The organism is Escherichia sp. WS1451 (assembly GCF_046487365.1).
GTDB lineage: Bacteria > Pseudomonadota > Gammaproteobacteria > Enterobacterales > Enterobacteriaceae > Escherichia > Escherichia coli.
Window position 1 is genome coordinate 23,050 of record NZ_JBJQJP010000009.1, and the last position, 18,753, is coordinate 41,802.

The window sequence follows — 18,753 nt, forward strand, 5'->3', positions numbered from 1 at the left end:
CATGGCTGTGCTGATTTTTCTGGGCTGTCTGTTGGGTGGTATTGCTATCGGTTTGCCTATTGCCTGGGCACTGTTGTTGTGCGGGGCGGCGTTAATGTTCTGGCTGGGCATGTTTGATGTCCAGATCATGGCACAAACGCTGGTGAACGGAGCCGACAGCTTCTCCCTGCTGGCGATTCCGTTCTTTGTGCTGGCGGGTGAAATCATGAATGCGGGCGGCTTGTCAAAACGCATTGTTGACCTGCCGATGAAACTGGTGGGGCATAAACCAGGCGGGCTGGGCTACGTCGGCGTGCTGGCGGCTATGATTATGGCAAGCCTTTCTGGTTCTGCCGTTGCGGATACCGCCGCCGTTGCCGCTCTACTGGTGCCGATGATGCGCAGCGCCAACTACCCGGTCAACCGGGCGGCGGGGCTGATTGCCTCTGGCGGCATTATCGCGCCAATTATTCCCCCTTCCATTCCGTTTATTATTTTCGGCGTTTCCAGCGGATTATCCATCAGTAAGCTGTTTATGGCGGGCATTGCCCCTGGCATGATGATGGGCGCAACGCTGATGCTTACCTGGTGGTGGCAGGCCAGTCGCCTTAATTTACCCCGCCAGCAAAAAGCAACGATGCAGGAAATCTGGCACTCTTTTGTCTCCGGTATCTGGGCGCTGTTTCTTCCAGTCATCATTATTGGCGGGTTTCGCTCCGGTCTGTTTACCCCTACCGAAGCCGGGGCCGTTGCTGCTTTCTATGCGCTGTTTGTCGCCACAGTTATTTACCGTGAAATGACCTTCGCCACACTTTGGCATGTGCTCATTGGCGCAGCGAAAACGACCTCAGTGGTGATGTTTCTGGTGGCCTCGGCACAAGTTTCCGCCTGGCTGATCACCATTGCTGAACTACCGATGATGGTTTCTGATTTACTACAACCGCTGGTCGATTCACCGCGTCTGCTGTTTATCGTCATTATGGTGGCTATCCTGATTGTCGGCATGGTCATGGATTTAACGCCGACGGTATTAATTCTTACCCCGGTATTAATGCCTTTAGTTAAAGAGGCAGGAATCGATCCGATTTATTTCGGTGTCATGTTTATCATTAACTGCTCAATCGGCTTAATTACACCGCCTATCGGTAATGTGCTTAACGTTATTTCAGGGGTGGCAAAACTCAAATTCGATGATGCAGTCAGAGGCGTTTTCCCTTACGTCCTGGTTTTATATTCATTATTAGTCGTATTTGTTTTTATTCCCGATCTCATCATCCTCCCTTTGAAATGGATTAATTAAAAGGAAAATATTATGAAATTACGCTCTGTAACCTACGCATTATTCATTGCTGGCCTGGCTGCATTTAGTACATCTTCAATGGCGGCGCAATCTTTACGTTTCGGTTATGAAACCTCACAAACCGACTCGCAACATATTGCGGCGAAAAAATTCAATGATTTATTGCAGGAGAGAACCAAAGGCGAGCTGAAATTAAAACTGTTCCCGGACAGCACTCTCGGTAACGCGCAGGCGATGATCAGCGGCGTACGTGGCGGCACCATCGATATGGAAATGTCCGGCTCGAATAACTTTGCCGGGTTATCACCAGTGATGAACTTGCTTGATGTCCCTTTCCTGTTCCGCGATACCGCTCACGCGCATAAAACGCTCGACGGCAAAGTCGGTGATGATCTGAAAGCCTCACTTGAAGGTAAAGGACTGAAAGTACTGGCCTACTGGGAAAACGGCTGGCGCGATGTCACCAACTCGCGCGCACCGGTTAAAACCCCCGCCGACCTGAAAGGGCTGAAAATCCGCACCAACAATAGTCCGATGAATATCGCAGCATTCAAAGTCTTTGGCGCTAACCCGATCCCGATGCCGTTTGCCGAAGTCTATACCGGGCTGGAAACGCGCACTATCGACGCTCAGGAACACCCGATCAACGTCGTCTGGTCAGCAAAATTTTATGAAGTACAGAAGTACCTTTCTCTGACGCACCACGCCTATTCGCCACTTTTGGTGGTGATCAACAAAGCGAAGTTTGATGGCTTAAGCCCGGAATTCCAGCAGGCGCTGATCTCATCTGCGCAGGAAGCGGGTAACTACCAGCGCAAACTGGTTGCTGAAGATCAGCAAAAAATCATCGATGGCATGAAAGAAGCGGGCGTGGAAGTCATCACCGATCTCGACCGCAAAGCCTTTAGCGACGCGCTGGGTAATCAGGTTCGCGACATGTTTGTTAAAGATGTTCCGCAGGGTGCTGATCTGCTGAAAGCCGTGGATGAGGTGCAATAAACCATGACGCAATACTGGCTGGGGTTAGATTGTGGCGGTAGCTGGCTGAAAGCCGGGCTGTATGACCGCGAAGGCCGGGAGGCAGGCGTGCAGCGCCTGCCGCTGTGCGCATTAAGCCCGCAGCCAGGCTGGGCAGAGCGCGATATGGCAGAACTGTGGCAATGCTGCATGGCTGTCATTCGCACCCTGCTTACTCATTCTGGTGTCAGCGGGGAGCAAATAGTGGGTATCGGTATCTCCGCACAGGGAAAGGGCTTGTTTTTGCTGGATAAAAACGACAAGCCGCTCGGGAATGCTATTTTGTCCTCGGACCGCCGGGCGATGGAAATCGTTCGTCGCTGGCAGGAAGATGGCATCCCGGAAAAACTCTACCCGCTGACCCGACAAACCTTGTGGACCGGGCATCCGGTGTCGCTGTTACGCTGGCTGAAAGAGCACGAACCGGAACGCTACGCGCAAATTGGCTGCGTAATGATGACGCACGACTATCTGCGCTGGTGTTTAACCGGCGTCAAAGGTTGCGAAGAGAGCAATATTTCCGAGTCCAACCTCTACAACATGAGTCTTGAGGAATATGACCCGTGCCTCACCGACTGGCTGGGGATCGCTGAAATCAACCACGCCCTGCCGCCTGTTGTCGGATCTGCCGAAATTTGCGGGGAAATCACCGCTCAGACAGCCGCACTGACCGGTCTGAAAGCGGGCACGCCCGTTGTCGGCGGCCTGTTTGATGTGGTTTCCACCGCACTCTGCGCCGGGATCGAAGACGAATTTACCCTCAATGCGGTGATGGGCACCTGGGCGGTGACCAGCGGCATAACCTGCGGTTTGCGTGACGGTGAAGCGCATCCGTATGTCTATGGTCGCTACGTTAACGATGGTCAATTTATCGTTCACGAAGCCAGCCCCACCTCTTCCGGCAACCTCGAATGGTTTACCGCACAGTGGGGAGAAATCTCGTTTGATGAGATTAACCAGGCCGTTGCCAGCTTGCCGAAGGCCGGGGGCGATCTCTTTTTCCTGCCGTTCCTGTACGGCAGCAACGCCGGACTCGAGATGACCAGCGGTTTCTACGGGATGCAGGCCATTCACACCCGCGCACACCTGTTGCAGGCCATTTATGAAGGCGTGGTATTCAGCCATATGACCCATCTCAACCGAATGCGCGAACGTTTTACTGATGTGCACACCCTGCGCGTCACTGGCGGCCCGGCGCACTCCGATGTCTGGATGCAAATGCTGGCGGACGTCAGCGGGCTGCGTATCGAACTGCCGCAGGTGGAAGAAACCGGCTGTTTTGGCGCGGCGCTTGCCGCCCGCGTCGGCACCGGAGTTTATCGCGATTTCAGCGAAGCCCAACGTGACTTACAGCACCCGGTACGCACCCTGCTGCCGGATATGGCCGCGCATCAGCTTTACCAACAAAAATACCAACGCTATCAACATCTCATTGCCGCACTTCAGGGTTATCACGCCCGCATCAAGGAGCACACATTATGAGTCGACCACTTCTGCAACTGGCCCTCGACCACTCATCACTTGAAGCCGCGCAGCGCGACGTGACGCTGTTAAAAGACAGCGTCGATATTGTCGAAGCAGGCACCATTCTCTGTTTAAACGAAGGGCTTGGCGCGGTAAAAGCCTTGCGCGAACAGTGCCCGGACAAAATCATCGTCGCTGACTGGAAGGTCGCCGATGCCGGTGAAACGCTCGCGCAACAGGCATTTGGCGCAGGCGCTAACTGGATGACCATCATCTGCGCCGCACCGCTCGCGACGGTAGAAAAAGGTCACGCAATGGCGCAACGCTGCGGTGGTGAAATCCAGATCGAGCTGTTCGGTAACTGGACGCTGGACGACGCCCGCGACTGGCATCGTATTGGCGTGCGGCAGGCCATTTATCATCGCGGTCGCGACGCGCAGGCCAGCGGGCAACAGTGGGGCGAGGCCGATCTGGCACGCATGAAGGCGCTTTCCGATATCGGCCTTGAGCTTTCCATTACCGGCGGTATTACTCCTGCTGATCTGCCACTGTTTAAAGATATCCGCGTAAAGGCGTTTATTGCCGGACGGGCGCTGGCAGGCGCGGCAAATCCGGTGCAGGTGGCTGGCGATTTCCATGCACAAATTGATGCCATCTGGGGAGGTGCGCGTGCGTAATCATCCGTTAGGGATTTATGAAAAAGCACTGGCGAAAGATCTCTCCTGGCCGGAGCGGCTGGTGCTGGCAAAAAGCTGTGGCTTTGATTTTGTCGAAATGTCGGTGGATGAAACCGACGAACGGCTCTCACGTCTTGACTGGAGCGCCGCACAACGTGCTTCGCTGGTCACTGCGATGATCGAAACGGGTGTTGGGATCCCGTCGATGTGCCTGTCCGCACATCGTCGCTTTCCTTTTGGTAGCCGTGACGAGGCAGTGCGCGAACGGGCGCGGGAAATCATGAGTAAAGCGATTCGCCTGGCGCGCGATCTCGGCATTCGCACCATTCAACTGGCGGGTTATGACGTCTATTACGAAGACCACGACGAAGGCACCCAGCAACGTTTTGCTGAAGGGCTGGCGTGGGCGGTCGAACAGGCGGCGGCATCACAAGTCATGCTGGCGGTGGAGATTATGGACACCGCGTTTATGAACTCCATCAGCAAATGGAAAAAGTGGGACGAGATGCTCGCCTCGCCGTGGTTCACCGTCTACCCGGACGTCGGCAACCTCAGCGCCTGGGGCAATGATGTTCTCGCCGAACTGAAACTGGGCATTGACCGTATCGCCGCGATCCACCTGAAAGATACTCAACCAGTCACCGAGCAAAGCCCCGGACAGTTCCGTGATGTGCCGTTTGGCGAAGGCTGCGTCGATTTCGTTGGCATCTTCAAAACGCTGCATAAACTGAACTATCGCGGATCATTTCTGATTGAGATGTGGACCGAAAAAGCCAAAGAGCCGGTGCTGGAGATTATTCAGGCGCGGCGCTGGATTGAAGCGCGTATGCAGGAGGCCGGATTTATATGTTAGAGCAACTAAAAGCCGACGTGCTGGCGGCGAATCTGGCGCTTCCCGTTCATCATCTGGTGACGTTCACCTGGGGCAATGTCAGCGCGGTAGACGAAACGCGGCAATGGATGGTAATCAAACCTTCCGGCGTCGAGTACAACGTGATGACCGTCGACGATATGGTAGTGGTTGAGATAGCCACCGGTAAGGTGGTGGAAGGCAGCAAAAAACCCTCGTCCGACACGCCAACGCATCTGGCGCTTTACCGTCGCTATGCCGAAATTGGCGGTATTGTGCATACCCACTCGCGCCACGCCACCATCTGGTCGCAGGCCGGGAAGGATCTCCCCGCGTGGGGTACCACGCACGCCGATTATTTCTATGGTGCCATCCCCTGCACGCGACAGATGACCGTAGAGGAGATTAACGGCGAATATGAATATCAGACCGGCGAAGTGATCATTGAAACTTTCGAAGAACGCGGCAGGAGTCCGGCACAAATCCCGGCGGTACTGGTACATTCTCACGGCCCGTTCGCCTGGGGAAAAAATGCCGCCGATGCGGTGCATAACGCCGTGGTGCTGGAAGAGTGTGCCTATATGGGCCTGTTCTCGCGCCAGCTTGCGCCGCAGCTCCCTGCGATGCAAAACGAACTGCTGGATAAGCACTACCTGCGTAAACATGGGGCCAATGCCTATTACGGGCAGTAATCCCTCACGCCGGGGCTTCATTGCCCCGGCACTACGAATTGATATGTTCCTTGCTGTAACGTCGCTTCCACGCAGCTGGCGTTAAGCCGGTGTGTTTGCGAAAAATCTGCCGGAAATAGCCGACGTCATTAAACCCGCACAACGCCGCCACTTCCGTGAGCGATCGCGCTTCGCTAATTAACAGCTTTTCGGCTTCGCGCACTCGCTGGCGGTGGATTGCTTCTGTTAACGTCAGATGAAACACCCGCCGATAGACGCGCCCAAGATAATCGGCATTGCAGTACAGCTCGCGGGCTAAAAGCGCCGTGGAAAGCGGGCGGTGATATTGCGTGCGAATCAGTTTCTGCGCTTTCCAGGCAAGGGTGGTGCCTGCACCATCGGCCTGTTCATCAAGACGCGCGTCACGGGTGAGCTGCTGCAAAATCAGCAGCACAATAAACTCCAGCGCCGGAGTGCGTTGATGCTTTTCCTGTTCGCTTAAGAACTGGCGAAACAAGGCCACCAGCACCTGCGGATCGGCAACCTTAGTTTGTTGCGGCACGCTAAGATGAGTGAGCCAGCGCGGATCGTTGTCCGGCGCTTTAACCTCAAAATGCAGCCAGTAAAATTTGAGATCGGCGGGAAAATCCTCCACCCCAACATGCTGTCGGTTCGGCCAGAGTAATAAACTCTCTCCCGCATCGACCAGAAATATCCGCTCTTCTTCCTGAATCGCTAATCGACCTTTTTCGACAAAGATAATTTCCCATGACTCCAGCCGCCTTGCCGGATGCCTCCCAACGCCACGGGAAATAAATAATCCACCATTTTGCACTTTAATCGGTAGCGTCATGGATAATTCGAGCATTGATATGTAATTTCCCGCTTATTCATTAATGATTAAACACATTACCTTTTGATTATTAATCAAAAACATTAATTTCACCTGATCCAATTCACACTTTTAAATTCAGGTCGGAATCGTCACCTTTTTTTACTCTTTTCTCGCCTTGTTGATATTCCCGTTCACGGCAGAATTAATCATGTCATTGCAATAAAACTAAAAATTGCTCCCTATTCACGAGGAATATCTATGACCTCTACACCGATTACTACCGCTGATATCGCTAAAGGTAAAATTGACGATGCGTTATCTGTACGGGAAAAAATAGGCTACGGCCTGGGTGACGCAGGCGGCACCGTAATAACTTGCCTGATCATGAACTTTCTCACCTTTTTCTACACCGACGTTTTTGGCTTAACTCCGGCGCTGGTCGGCACGCTGTTTATTGCACTGCGCGTGTTTGATGCCATCTCCGACCCGGTGATGGGCGTCATTGCCGACCGGACGCAAAGTCGCTGGGGGCGCTTTCGTCCGTGGCAGTTATGGATTGCCATTCCCATCGGCATTATCGGCATCCTGACGTTCACCGTGCCAGATGCCAGCATGGGAGTAAAAATCGCCTGGGCGTTCGGTACTTACCTGCTCCTTTCAGTCGGTTATACCGCCATCAACGTACCGTACTGCGCGCTGATCAACACCATGACCACCCGCCACAATGAAGTGATCTCCTGCCAGTCCTGGCGATTCGTTCTCTGCGGCGTAGCGGGATTTCTGGTTTCGGTAGGCTTACCGTGGATGGTAGATCTCTTCGGTCAGGGTAATGCCGCGCGCGGCTATCAACTGGGCGTCGGCGTGCTGTGCGCCATCGCTGTGGTGATGTTCCTGTGCTGTTTCTTCTGGGTTCGTGAACGGGTGCCACTCTCCACAATGGGGAAATTTACCCTGCGCGAACATCTTGCCGGGCTGCGAAACAACGACCAACTGCTGCTGATGCTGGTCATGTCTTTCCTGCTGATTAACGTCTTTAATATTCGCGGCGGTGGGTATATGTACTTCATTACCTACGTCTTACAAGGCAGTACGGGCTACACGTCGCTGTTCTTCACCATGGTCACCTTCGCCTCCATTATCGGCTCGGTGATTGTCAGCCCGTTAACGCGGCGTTTCGATACCGTCAAAATTTATTACTACACCAACCTGCTCCTCGCTTCACTGGCGGTGTTGATGTGGTTCCTGCCCTCCGGCCCGGCTTATCAAACGCTGTGGCTGGCGGTGATCCTCGGTAATGGCGTGATTCTTGGCTTCACATTGCCACTGCACTTCTCATTGATGGCCTTTGCCGATGACTACGGCGAGTGGAAAACCCGCGTACGTTCTTCCGGCATGAACTTCGCCTTCAATCTGTTTTTCATCAAGCTGGCCTGGGCCTCCAGCGCCGGGATCATCAGCCTGCTGTTTATTTTTGTCGCCTACCAGCCAGGCGTGGAAAACCAGACCGCCAGTTCGCTTGGCGGGATCGCGGCGATGGAAACATTGCTGCCTGCGCTGTTCCACCTACTGCTGGCGATGGCGATCCGCTTTTGCAAACTCAATAACCCTATGATGTCACGCATTGCTAGCGACCTGCGTCAGCGTCATGTACAGCCTTAAGGAGCACAAGATGAACATTTCGGAAGTCGATCTGCATAAACTGACGGTCAGCGATCCGTTCCTCGGTCAGTACCAACAACTGGTCCGCGATGTGGTGATTCCTTATCAGTGGGACGCCTTGAACGATCGTATCCCAGAAGCGGAACCCAGCCATGCGATTGAAAACTTTCGCATTGCCGCAGGACTGCAAGACGGTGAATTTTACGGGATGGTGTTTCAGGACAGCGACGTCGCCAAATGGCTGGAAGCGGTAGCCTGGTCGCTGTGCCAGAAGCCGGACGCCGAACTGGAAAAAACCGCCGACGAGGTGATTGAACTGATCGCCTCCGCCCAGTGCGAAGATGGCTATCTCAATACTTACTTTACGGTAAAAGCGCCCGAAGAACGCTGGAGCAATCTGGCGGAGTGTCATGAACTTTACTGCGCCGGTCATCTGATTGAAGCCGGAGTCGCCTTCTTCCAGGCCACGGGCAAGCGGCGCTTGCTGGAAGTGGTTTGCCGTCTGGCCGATCATATCGACAGCGTATTTGGTCCCGGTGAAAGTAAGTTACACGGTTATCCTGGTCACCCGGAAATTGAACTGGCACTAATGCGCCTGTATGAAGTGACCGAAGAGCCGCGCTACCTGGCGCTGACGAACTATTTTGTCGAACAGCGTGGTGCGCAACCGCACTATTACGACCAGGAATATGAAAAGCGCGGGCAGACCTCGCACTGGCACACCTACGGCCCGGCGTGGATGGTGAAAGATAAAGCCTACAGCCAGGCGCATTTGCCCATCGCACAGCAACAAACCGCCATCGGACATGCAGTACGCTTTGTATATCTGATGACTGGCGTCGCACATCTGGCGCGTTTAAGTCACGATGAAAGCAAGCGTCAGGATTGCCTGCGGCTGTGGAACAATATGGCCCAGCGTCAGTTATATATTACCGGCGGCATTGGCTCACAAAGCAGCGGCGAAGCGTTCAGCAGCGATTACGATCTGCCGAATGACACGGTTTACGCCGAAAGTTGTGCTTCCATCGGCCTGATGATGTTCGCCCGACGAATGCTGGAAATGGAAGGCGACAGTCAATATGCCGATGTGATGGAGCGCGCACTGTACAACACCGTGCTCGGCGGTATGGCGCTGGATGGCAAACATTTCTTCTATGTGAATCCGCTGGAAGTACATCCAAAATCGCTGAAATTCAACCATATCTACGATCACGTTAAGCCGATCCGCCAGCGTTGGTTTGGTTGCGCTTGTTGTCCGCCAAATATCGCCCGCGTGCTAACCTCGATTGGTCATTATCTCTACACGCCGCGTGAAGATGCGTTGTATATCAACATATACGCAGGAAACAGCATGGAAGTGCCGGTAGAAAATGGCACGTTGCGCCTGCGGGTTAGCGGGAACTATCCGTGGCAGGAACAGGTGACAATTGCGGTTGAATCGCCCCAGCCGGTGCGTCATACGCTGGCTTTACGTCTGCCGGACTGGTGCACACAGCCGCAGATTACATTGAATGGGGAAGAGGTCGAGCAGGATATTCGTAAAGGGTATTTGCACATTACCCGCGAATGGCAGGAGGGCGACACGCTGAATCTGACGTTGCCAATGCCGGTACGTCGCGTTTACGGTAACCCGCTGGTGCGTCACGTCGCCGGAAAAGTGGCGATTCAGCGCGGCCCGCTGGTGTATTGCCTGGAACAGGCCGACAACAGCGAGTCGCTGCATAACCTGTGGCTGCCCGCCGATGCGCCATTTACGACATTTGAAGGCAAGGGATTGTTCCGCCATAAGATCTTAATCCAGGCACCGGGTTACCGGTATGAACAGAGCAATCCAGAGCAGCAACCGCTGTGGCATTACGACAGTGCGCCAGCCAAACGCCAGCCGCAAACTCTGACGTTTATTCCGTGGTTTAGCTGGGCTAACCGGGGTGAAGGCGAAATGCGGATCTGGGTGAATGAGGAAAAGCATTGCCATCCGGAGGTTGGATAAGGCGCTCGCGCCGCATCCAACGTAGGGAGCACATTGCCTGATGCGACGCTTAACGCGTCTTATCAGGCCCACGAGTCGGTGCGAGAGCGTAGGCCAGCCGCACCGACATCCACCGGTGAATTAAAAACGCCAGCTCACGCCGGTGACAAAGGTAAAACTCTCATTACGATCAACCATCGGGCTGTCGGTAATCTCTTCCGGCAGCTCGCTGTATCCGGCGCTCGCCATCAATACGACGTGCTCTCCTATCGGGTATTTTGCCGTCAGGCTGACATAGGGCACCCAGGCATCCTGCGCGGAATAACTTGCCAGACCGCTACGACGGGACTCACTCTCTGAAATGCCATAGTAATAGTCACTGAAATTCTCGTCATAATAGAGAACGCCCAGCGCAGGTGTCAGCGACAGGCGACCTATCTGCATTTTGTGGAATACCGATAGCTCCCCCACCCAGCCGTTGCTGTTATCCAGAACGTCCGCAGCCGCAGAGGCTTTCACGGTTCCCCAACGCTCGTGGTGATACCAGGCAACCCCCGCCATAGCCGTACTATCACGCTTATCAAGCTGTTGCATGGCATAATCGTCATTATCGGCAGGGTCAAATTCCAGCGGCATCCAGGATGCGGTCAGGCTAAGTTCATTTTTTTCACTTTGCGACAGAATAAAACCTAACGTGGTCTGACGAACATAAAAAGTATCACCTTCATAACTAATCAGCGGAATTGCCTTTGTATTTTCATTATAACCGCGATAAGGCGATTCATTATAAGCCGCACCAGCACCAATGGATAATTCAGAAGCAGTTGCGCTTGCCATAAAAGGCAACGCAAATAACGCCACAATATTGCGGTTAATTAACATGTCCGGTATTCCATTTTAAAATAAGATAAAAAAGAGTCGGCATAGTAATGCTTACAATTTCTCCGGTGCAAGATTCATATTTATATAGTAATATATAAAATTATATATAATTGGGCTGTTGCGATGACAAAATTACAACTTAAGTACCGGGAGTTAAAAATTATCTCGGTAATCGCTGCCAGTGAAAATATCAGCCATGCCGCGACTGTACTTGGCATCGCACAGGCCAACGTCAGCAAATATCTTGCTGATTTTGAATCAAAAGTGGGTTTAAAAGTCTTTGACCGAACCACCCGACAGCTGATGCTCACACCTTTTGGCACCGTGCTGTTACCGTACATCAACGACATGCTGGACAGAAACGAGCAGCTTAATAATTTTATTGCAGATTATAAGCATGAGAAACGTGGTCGGGTCACTATCTATGCACCAACCGGCATAATTACCTATTTATCCAAACATGTAATCGATAAAATTAAAGATATCGGTGATATCACCTTATCGCTAAAAACCTGCAATCTTGAGCGTAATGCCTTTTATGAAGGCGTCGAATTTCCCGATGATTGTGATGTTTTAATCAGCTACGCCCAACCAAAAGATGAATCGCTGGTTGCCAGTTTTATTACCCAATATGCCGTAACCGCTTATGCCAGCCAGCGCTATCTTGAGAAACATCCCATTAGCCGTCCTGACGAACTCGAACATCACTCCTGTATTTTGATCGACTCGATGATGATCGACGACGCGAATATCTGGCGCTTCAACGTCGCCGGGAGTAAAGAGGTGCGGGATTATCGCGTGAAGGGAAATTACGTTTGCGACAACACGCAATCTGCGCTGGAGCTGGCACGAAATCACCTGGGGATTGTGTTTGCGCCAGACAAAAGTGTGCAGAGCGATCTGCAAGACGGCACGCTGGTGCCCTGCTTTCAGCACCCGTATGAATGGTGGCTGGATCTGGTGGCTATCTTCCGTAAACGGGAATACCAGCCCTGGCGGGTCCAGTATGTGCTGGATGAAATGCTGCGTGAAATTCGCCACCAGCTTGCTCAGTCGCAGCAACTGCGGCCTGAACAAGCGGCGGAAAGCGAAGATTAATGATCGAGATAAAGGTAATGCACCCAGCTGGTCATGCGTAATAGCACTTTGCGCATCACCGAGACATGGCTGAAATGATCAGAGTAGACCGCCACCTGGGCGTAAATACCGTCTGGTAAAGCGCTCAAATCAGTATGCTCATCCAGTTCAATGGTCGCGATAACGCCATCTGAACCCGGCGCTGTGTTTAACGTCTGTAAGGTGCCGGTCGACTGATAAGCTCCACCGGGAACAGCTGGACTAATGGCTGCCAGCTTACCGCTGAATACCTTACCTGGCAGAGCATTAAACACCACTTCCGCATCGTCGCCAGGAGCCAGGCGCAGCAAGGAGTTCTGACGGAACTGCGCCACGATTTGTCGTTTCTGATCGGGTATAAACACCATCACCGGACGTAGCGGCAGCGACGCGGCATAGGTACCCGGACGAATCAGCACCTGGGTCACATAACCATCGCTCGGCGCACGCACTATCGTCTGCTCAAGGTTATATTTTGCTTCCGCGAGCTGCGCTTTCAGGCTGGCGATTTGAGAATGTTCACCCAACACCAGGCTATCCAGCTGGCTCAGGATCTGTTTTTGTTCCGCCGCCGATGACTTCACGGAGGCTTCCTGCGCCAGATAATTTTGCCGCGCCACATCGATATCGCGTTCTGAAAACGGGTTTACTTTCGCCTGACTGCCGCGTGCGTAACGCTGATACTCTTTAGCGAATTTATCCCGCGTGGCCTTTGCCTGCTGAGTATTCGCCGCCATCTCATCTAACTCTGCGCCCAACGCCCGCTGTTTATGTTCTGCGGTAACGATATCCGCCATCAGCCGATCCACCCGCGCCTGATAACGCGTCGGGTCCAGTCGAAATAGCACCTCACCTTTTTTAATCAGCGTATTTTTCTTGTCCGTCACTTCGATCACCACGCCTGTCACCTGTGGGACAACAGGAATAGAAATAACCGCTTTTTGCGCTTTAAAGGTATACGGATGGTTATAGTTCATTAACAGAATTAGACCGCTGACAATAAATATGCCTCCCAGGGCCGCTGTGGGAATGGTCCATTTATTTACAGGAATTTTAAAGATCTTAAACATTGCCCATGCGAAAGCCACATAGGTTAAAATAATCAGTAAATCCATAAGTATTACTCGGCAGAAGAGGATTTGATGTCAGCGAGCTGTTTCTCCAGCCCGGCAATACGCTGTTGTAGTTGCACAACGGAGGAGTCATGGTTTTGCATTCCCCATCCACGCTCCGGGCGGTAAAGCGTGGCCCAAATCCACAAAAATGGCCAGATAACATGTAACGTAAAAAGACTTACCCAACCAGCAACATGAATGGCGTCGGCATGTGGATGATTACGTTTTTTAGCAATCAGGTAGGGAATATCATGTAAAATAATAATCCCATAGAAGATCACCAGAAATACAAAAATAAGTACTCCCAGTGCAAAATAATCCAGGAACATATTTCCCTCAGAGAATATAAAAAAGAACAATTAACGCATATTATGAAATACCATAATGCGGTGCAATTTCCTTATTTATATAACGACATATGGTTTTTTATATACTTTCTGAAGTGTGTGCCTGGCTTTTCAACAGGTCGAAGCTTATCATATTGAAATAATGTAACTATTGACCAAATTTATGAATAAAAACCGTAAAACATCCACAATGCAGATTAAGCGTATTAAACCTTCAATTATCTACCGTTTATTGCTGATTGGCCTCGGAACGCCAATGGTGATTTATGGCCTGGTTCGCCCGCTCACCATCGAAACGCGAGATTAAACTCCTGGCAAAACACGCCCCAGAAACGCACTTCTGTTGGCGTAGTCTGGGTTATTGCGCACGTAGATTTAAAACGTAAATTGTAACAACGTGCGCTTTGTTTATGCCGGATGCGGCGTGTACGCCTTATCCGGCCTACGGTCAGGTCCCCGTAGGCATGATAAGACGCGTAAGCGTCGCATCAGGCAATGAATACCCAATGCGACCAGCTTCTTATATCAGAACAGCCCCAACGGTTTATCCGAGTAGCTCACCAGCAGGCACTTGGTTTGCTGGTAATGCTCCAGCATCATCTTGTGGGTTTCACGGCCGATACCTGATTGTTTGTAGCCGCCAAACGCCGCATGTGCCGGGTAAGCGTGATAACAGTTGGTCCACACGCGCCCGGCCTGAATGCCGCGCCCCATCTTATAGGCCAGATTACCGTTGCGGCTCCAGACACCCGCGCCCAGGCCATATTGCGTGTCGTTCGCCAGCACCAGCGCTTCTTCCATCGTTTTGAAGGTGGTCACCGCCAGCACCGGACCAAAAATTTCTTCCTGGAACACGCGCATATTATTCTGACCAAACAGAATCGTCGGTTCGAGGTAGTAGCCGTCTTTCAGTTCGCCTTCCAGCAGCTTGCGCCGCCCGCCGGTGAGCACGTCTGCGCCCTCTTTTTTACCAATATCAATGTAGTTGAGGATGGTTTCCAATTGCCCGTGCGAAACCTGCGCCCCCATTTGCGTCACGCTGTCGAGCGGGTTACCGCTACGAATGCTTTCGACACGGCGGATGGCGCGTTCCATAAAGCGTTCGTAGATAGACTCCTGCACTAAAGCACGGCTTGGACAGGTGCAAACTTCGCCCTGGTTAAAGGCAAACAGTGCAAAGCCTTCCAGCGCTTTATCGAAAAAGGCATCTTCTTCATCCATCACATCAGCAAAGAAGATATTTGGCGACTTGCCGCCCAGTTCCAGCGTCACCGGAATAATGTTTTGCGTGGCGTACTGCATAATTTGTTGGCCCACTTCCGTTGAGCCGGTAAACGCCACTTTGGCGATGCGTTTCGAGGTCGCCAGATATTCGCCAATTTCTCCGCCCGCACCGTTGACCACGTTCACCACGCCCGGCGGCAGTAAATCACCGACGATTTCCATTAGCAGCAGTACTGAGAGCGGGGTAAGACGTGCGGGTTTCAGCACCACACAGTTGCCCGCCGCCAGCGCGGGAGCCATTTTCCAGCTCGCCATCAGCAGCGGGAAGTTCCACGGAATAATCTGCCCCACCACGCCTAACGGTTCGTGGAAGTGATAAGCCACAGTTTCGCTATCCACTTCACTAATACCGCCTTCCTGCGCCCGAATACACGAGGCAAAATAGCGAAAATGGTCAATCGCCAGCGGCACATCAGCAGCACTGGTTTCGCGAATGGGTTTGCCGTTATCCCAGGTTTCAGCGGTCGCTAACAGTTCGAGGTTCTGCTCCATCCGATCGGCAATCTTAAACAGAATCGCCGCGCGATCCTGCACCGAAGTATGCGCCCATTTATCTTTCACTTTGTGCGCAGCATCCAGCGCCAGATCGATGTCTCGTTTGCCCGAAGACGCCACTTCGCACAGCAGCTGCCCGGTCACCGGAGTCAGGTTCTGGTAATACTCGCCGTCGGCAGGGGCTACCCACTCGCCGCCGATAAAGTTGTCATAACGGGCTTTTAACTTAAGAGGAAAACCATACTCGCCGGGCTTAATCTGTGCTGAAGGGGGATTATTGGTCATGATCGTCTCCTTGCGGTGTGAGGTATAACAAGGGTAGACGTGACTGGCGAAATCTTCGCCAGTCGATAACAGCTTTACGACGGCTATCACGAATTTACGGGCAAGGGTTACAGCGGATAATGCGCGAAGTACACGGCTTGCTGGTCATTAATTTTCTTCTCTTGCGCAAACCCTTCTTTAACAATTGTCCGTAAATCAGCTCGAGCCGTATTATCAGAGACGCCCAGGCTCGCGCTAATTTCAGCAACTGTGTACTCTTTCCCCGGATTGGCGAGCATCACATTCAGGAGCGTTACCTGGCGCGGATTCAGGCGTTTAAGCACACCAGAGCTAAACAGCACACTATCGAGTTTTGCGCTTCGTTGTGTAATTTCATCGATATGCTGCTGCCAGTTTTGCAGAGCACGTTTAATGACACCCGCCTGATATTCAAGGAAATAAGTCAGATCCATACCATCTGATTCAGTGTACTGGTAGCTGGCGACATATTTGACCGGTGCAGCATGAAGCAAACGGCTGATGGAAATATATTTAAAGACATCGTAGCCCGATTTCAGCATATACCAGTAAAACAGCGCCCGACTGGTGCGCCCGTTGCCATCCCGAAACGGATGTTCATGGGCCAGCATAAAATGCAGAATGCAGGCACGGACCAACGGATGAATATACCCTTCATGGCTGTTTAACCACTGGCAAACTTTTTCCAGCCGTTCCGGTAACAATGCCGCAGCGGGCGGTTGATGCACTATATTGCCATCATAGTCGGCGATCACAACATCATCTGTTTCACGAAATTCTCCCGGACGATATTTCGCGTCATTGATTCCACCCATACCAATGGCATGTAACTGGCGAATAAGCGCAGGTGTCAGCGGTTCTGCGAGTAAGTGCGGAATTTCCGCCATCAGCCGGGCATTTCCCGCAATCATATGCTCGTCTTCAGTGCGTGGCGACCGCCCTGTTTCCAGCATTTTTCTCGCCACCAGCGTTGTAGTATTCGCACCTTCCAGCTGGGAGCTGATGATCGGCTCTTCCAGGCGTAACTGGCTTAACTCGGCTCCGGCCCCGCGTAACCGTTCAGTCTGATCTTTCAGCGCCAGCGCGGTAGCACGTTTGTCGACAAGCTCGCACGCTTCTGCAATCACCGGGGTAATGTTGAATCCGGCCTGTTCACCCGCTTCATTGCAATAATTAATTCGTTGGATCGCCGCGTTGCGCGCCAGACGGGTAAGCGTCCACGCCACATCGACGTTTTCTCCTTTTTTGATGCGGTACTGCAACTCATCAAAAGGCAGATAACGTCCTTTTTCATCGGTAACCCGGTTAAAGCGCAGGTGGGCCAGGAGTTCCTCACCCGATAAGTGTGATAAAGGAATAAGTCCGGGAGGTGATTTGATAGCCATGTGCTTATCTCAAAAAAGCGCAATATTGAGATAGTGTATAGCAGGAAAGAGAAACTATCTCAAAAAAAGCAAGTTTTGAGATAGTTGAAAAAGCGGCTGACAACTCGCCAGCCGTTGTGGGAATGATGATTACATTGCGGCGCGATAAATCGCCACAATTTCTTCGTGAGTTGCCTGAATCGGGTTAGTAAACCCACACGCATCTTTCAGGGCATTGGTGGCCAGTACCGCGAAATCTTCTTCTTTCACGTTCAGGTCACGCAGGCCTGCCGGGATATTCACTTTCTTCGCCAGTTCACGGATGGCATTGATGCACGCTTCTGCGCCTTCCGCGTCATTTTTGCCTGTCACGTTAACGCCCATGGCAGCAGCACAGTCACGCAGACGCGCAGCAGCGACTTTGCTGTTGAACACCTGAACATGCGGCAGCAAAACGGCGTTACATACACCGTGTGGCAGGTTGTAGAAACCGCCCAGCTGGTGCGCCATCGCATGAACATAACCCAGAGAAGCATTATTGAACGCCATACCGGCGAGGAACTGAGCATAAGCCATTGCTTCACGCGCTTTAGCATTACTGCCATCTTCAACGGCTAACGGCAGATTTTCGGCAATCATGGTCACCGCTTTCAGTGCGCAAGCGTCAGTGATCGGCGTGGCGGCAATAGAAACATACGCTTCGATAGCGTGCGTTAAGGCATCCATACCCGTTGCGGCGGTCAGTGACTTCGGCATACCGATCATCAGAGAGGAGTCATTGACAGAAAGCAACGGAGTTACATGTTTATCCACAATCGCCATTTTGATATGACGCGCTTCGTCAGTGATGATGCAGAAACGGGTCATTTCAGAGGCCGTACCCGCCGTGGTATTGATGGCGATCATCGGCAGCTGCGGTTTTGCAGAGCGGTCAACGCCTTCGTAATCGCGAATATCGCCGCCATTGGCTGCCACCAGCGCAATACCTTTTGCGCAGTCGTGCGGAGAACCACCGCCTAAGGAGATCACGCTATCGCAATTATTTTCTTTAAGTAATTTCAAACCTGCGGCGACGTTTTCCGTGGTGGGGTTAGGTTGGGTGCCATCATAAATAACGCTAAAAATATTGCGTTCTTCCAGTGCTTTTTGCACATCACCCGCCATACCCAATTTCGTTAACATATTGTCGGTGACAATTAAGGTACGGGTAAATCCATAATCTGCCATCATATTCATTGCATCATTCAATGAATCAGCACCAATAACATTCACGGAAGGAATAAAAAAGGTTGAAGCTGCCATAACACACTCCTGAAAGTGTAAAAAAGGGCGGGCAGCTTACTGAGGATTTTCATTTGAAAATATGATCAACATTACCGTTTATTAAAATATTTTTAATAAAAAGCACGTTACATTCATCAAATAA

Annotated in this window: 17 protein-coding genes; 10 read left to right on the plus strand and 7 right to left on the minus strand. The window is 52.1% G+C overall.

Annotation, left to right across the window (positions count from 1 at the left end):
• Window position 1: 1 nt before the first annotated feature.
• The 6 genes from yiaN to araD are packed head-to-tail and all read left to right on the plus strand — an operon-like array spanning window position 2 to window position 5,979.
• On the plus strand, window positions 2-1,279 hold the full coding sequence (yiaN, locus tag ACJHX7_RS13140; protein ID WP_032172499.1) for a 2,3-diketo-L-gulonate TRAP transporter large permease YiaN: 1,278 nt from the start codon (window positions 2-4) through the stop codon (window positions 1,277-1,279).
• Window positions 1,280-1,291: 12 nt separating this feature from the next.
• A complete protein-coding gene (gene yiaO, locus ACJHX7_RS13145; RefSeq protein WP_094030403.1) occupies window positions 1,292-2,278 on the plus strand; it encodes a 2,3-diketo-L-gulonate TRAP transporter substrate-binding protein YiaO in 987 nt (328 codons plus the stop codon).
• A gap of 3 nt (window positions 2,279-2,281) precedes the next feature.
• On the plus strand, window positions 2,282-3,778 hold the full coding sequence (lyxK, locus tag ACJHX7_RS13150; protein WP_094030402.1) for an L-xylulokinase: 1,497 nt from the start codon (window positions 2,282-2,284) through the stop codon (window positions 3,776-3,778).
• The gene (gene ulaD / locus ACJHX7_RS13155) at window positions 3,775-4,437 is read left to right on the plus strand and encodes a 3-keto-L-gulonate-6-phosphate decarboxylase UlaD (RefSeq protein WP_094030401.1); all 663 of its coding nucleotides are present in this window, start codon (window positions 3,775-3,777) and stop codon (window positions 4,435-4,437) included. The genes lyxK and ulaD overlap by 4 nt, the downstream gene beginning before the upstream one ends.
• On the plus strand, window positions 4,430-5,290 hold the full coding sequence (locus tag ACJHX7_RS13160; RefSeq protein ID WP_094030400.1) for an L-ribulose-5-phosphate 3-epimerase: 861 nt from the start codon (window positions 4,430-4,432) through the stop codon (window positions 5,288-5,290). Before ulaD ends, ACJHX7_RS13160 begins: the two co-directional genes overlap by 8 nt.
• The gene (gene araD, locus ACJHX7_RS13165) at window positions 5,284-5,979 is read left to right on the plus strand and encodes an L-ribulose-5-phosphate 4-epimerase (protein WP_094030399.1); all 696 of its coding nucleotides are present in this window, start codon (window positions 5,284-5,286) and stop codon (window positions 5,977-5,979) included. The genes ACJHX7_RS13160 and araD overlap by 7 nt, the downstream gene beginning before the upstream one ends.
• A 31-nt stretch (window positions 5,980-6,010) precedes the next feature.
• Here the strand turns inward: araD and ACJHX7_RS13170 are convergent, their stop codons facing one another.
• Entirely contained in the window at window positions 6,011-6,826 is an 816-nt protein-coding gene (locus ACJHX7_RS13170) for an AraC family transcriptional regulator (RefSeq protein WP_000891820.1), read from the minus strand.
• A gap of 225 nt (window positions 6,827-7,051) precedes the next feature.
• Here ACJHX7_RS13170 and ACJHX7_RS13175 point away from each other — a divergent pair, with 225 nt between their 5' ends.
• Entirely contained in the window at window positions 7,052-8,452 is a 1,401-nt protein-coding gene (locus tag ACJHX7_RS13175) for an MFS transporter (protein ID WP_000204819.1), read from the plus strand.
• A gap of 10 nt (window positions 8,453-8,462) precedes the next feature.
• Complete coding sequence (locus ACJHX7_RS13180; protein WP_094030398.1) at window positions 8,463-10,442, plus strand: glycoside hydrolase family 127 protein; 1,980 nt, start codon at window positions 8,463-8,465, stop codon at window positions 10,440-10,442.
• 120 nt (window positions 10,443-10,562) lie between these two features.
• Here the strand turns inward: ACJHX7_RS13180 and ACJHX7_RS13185 are convergent, their stop codons facing one another.
• Entirely contained in the window at window positions 10,563-11,303 is a 741-nt protein-coding gene (locus tag ACJHX7_RS13185) for a MipA/OmpV family protein (protein ID WP_000906816.1), read from the minus strand.
• 123 nt (window positions 11,304-11,426) lie between these two features.
• Between ACJHX7_RS13185 and ACJHX7_RS13190 the strand changes: the two genes are divergently transcribed.
• Window positions 11,427-12,401: a LysR family transcriptional regulator gene (locus ACJHX7_RS13190; protein ID WP_000164038.1), complete on the plus strand. Its 975-nt coding sequence runs from the start codon at window positions 11,427-11,429 to the stop codon at window positions 12,399-12,401.
• On the opposite strand, the gene ACJHX7_RS13195 is transcribed toward ACJHX7_RS13190, so the two are convergent.
• On the minus strand, window positions 12,398-13,534 hold the full coding sequence (locus ACJHX7_RS13195; protein ID WP_000364881.1) for an HlyD family secretion protein: 1,137 nt from the start codon (window positions 13,532-13,534) through the stop codon (window positions 12,398-12,400). The two genes, ACJHX7_RS13190 and ACJHX7_RS13195, sit on opposite strands and share 4 nt — an antisense overlap.
• Window positions 13,535-13,539: 5 nt before the next feature.
• Entirely contained in the window at window positions 13,540-13,863 is a 324-nt protein-coding gene (locus tag ACJHX7_RS13200) for a DUF3302 domain-containing protein (RefSeq protein WP_000478193.1), read from the minus strand.
• Between the two features lie 181 nt (window positions 13,864-14,044).
• Here ACJHX7_RS13200 and ACJHX7_RS13205 point away from each other — a divergent pair, with 181 nt between their 5' ends.
• Complete coding sequence (locus ACJHX7_RS13205) at window positions 14,045-14,188, plus strand: hypothetical protein (RefSeq protein WP_001039208.1); 144 nt, start codon at window positions 14,045-14,047, stop codon at window positions 14,186-14,188.
• A gap of 218 nt (window positions 14,189-14,406) precedes the next feature.
• On the opposite strand, the gene aldB is transcribed toward ACJHX7_RS13205, so the two are convergent.
• The 3 genes from aldB to yiaY all read right to left on the minus strand — a co-directional run bounded on the left by aldB (window position 14,407) and on the right by yiaY (window position 18,629).
• Window positions 14,407-15,945, minus strand: coding sequence for an aldehyde dehydrogenase AldB (gene aldB / locus ACJHX7_RS13210; RefSeq protein WP_094030397.1), 1,539 nt, complete (start codon window positions 15,943-15,945; stop codon window positions 14,407-14,409).
• 107 nt (window positions 15,946-16,052) lie between these two features.
• The gene (locus ACJHX7_RS13215) at window positions 16,053-17,348 is read right to left on the minus strand and encodes a Fic family protein (RefSeq protein WP_094030396.1); all 1,296 of its coding nucleotides are present in this window, start codon (window positions 17,346-17,348) and stop codon (window positions 16,053-16,055) included.
• A 129-nt stretch (window positions 17,349-17,477) separates the two neighbouring features.
• Window positions 17,478-18,629 (minus strand): L-threonine dehydrogenase, encoded by a 1,152-nt coding sequence (yiaY, locus tag ACJHX7_RS13220; RefSeq protein WP_000741501.1) that lies wholly within the window; start codon window positions 18,627-18,629, stop codon window positions 17,478-17,480.
• Window positions 18,630-18,753: the final 124 nt, after the last annotated feature.

What these genes read in the sequence shown, in the direction of transcription:
- yiaN (WP_032172499.1), top strand. Translation starts at nt 2, where the DNA reads ATGGCTGTGCTGATTTTTCTGGGCTGTCTGTTGGGTGGTATTGCTATC.
- yiaO (WP_094030403.1), top strand. Translation starts at nt 1,292, where the DNA reads ATGAAATTACGCTCTGTAACCTACGCATTATTCATTGCTGGCCTGGCT.
- lyxK (WP_094030402.1), top strand. Translation starts at nt 2,282, where the DNA reads ATGACGCAATACTGGCTGGGGTTAGATTGTGGCGGTAGCTGGCTGAAA.
- ulaD (WP_094030401.1), top strand. Translation starts at nt 3,775, where the DNA reads ATGAGTCGACCACTTCTGCAACTGGCCCTCGACCACTCATCACTTGAA.
- araD (WP_094030399.1), top strand. Translation starts at nt 5,284, where the DNA reads ATGTTAGAGCAACTAAAAGCCGACGTGCTGGCGGCGAATCTGGCGCTT.
- ACJHX7_RS13170 (WP_000891820.1), bottom strand. Translation starts at nt 6,826, where the DNA reads ATGCTCGAATTATCCATGACGCTACCGATTAAAGTGCAAAATGGTGGA.
- ACJHX7_RS13175 (WP_000204819.1), top strand. Translation starts at nt 7,052, where the DNA reads ATGACCTCTACACCGATTACTACCGCTGATATCGCTAAAGGTAAAATT.
- ACJHX7_RS13180 (WP_094030398.1), top strand. Translation starts at nt 8,463, where the DNA reads ATGAACATTTCGGAAGTCGATCTGCATAAACTGACGGTCAGCGATCCG.
- ACJHX7_RS13185 (WP_000906816.1), bottom strand. Translation starts at nt 11,303, where the DNA reads ATGTTAATTAACCGCAATATTGTGGCGTTATTTGCGTTGCCTTTTATG.
- ACJHX7_RS13190 (WP_000164038.1), top strand. Translation starts at nt 11,427, where the DNA reads ATGACAAAATTACAACTTAAGTACCGGGAGTTAAAAATTATCTCGGTA.
- ACJHX7_RS13195 (WP_000364881.1), bottom strand. Translation starts at nt 13,534, where the DNA reads ATGGATTTACTGATTATTTTAACCTATGTGGCTTTCGCATGGGCAATG.
- ACJHX7_RS13200 (WP_000478193.1), bottom strand. Translation starts at nt 13,863, where the DNA reads ATGTTCCTGGATTATTTTGCACTGGGAGTACTTATTTTTGTATTTCTG.
- ACJHX7_RS13205 (WP_001039208.1), top strand. Translation starts at nt 14,045, where the DNA reads ATGAATAAAAACCGTAAAACATCCACAATGCAGATTAAGCGTATTAAA.
- aldB (WP_094030397.1), bottom strand. Translation starts at nt 15,945, where the DNA reads ATGACCAATAATCCCCCTTCAGCACAGATTAAGCCCGGCGAGTATGGT.
- ACJHX7_RS13215 (WP_094030396.1), bottom strand. Translation starts at nt 17,348, where the DNA reads ATGGCTATCAAATCACCTCCCGGACTTATTCCTTTATCACACTTATCG.
- yiaY (WP_000741501.1), bottom strand. Translation starts at nt 18,629, where the DNA reads ATGGCAGCTTCAACCTTTTTTATTCCTTCCGTGAATGTTATTGGTGCT.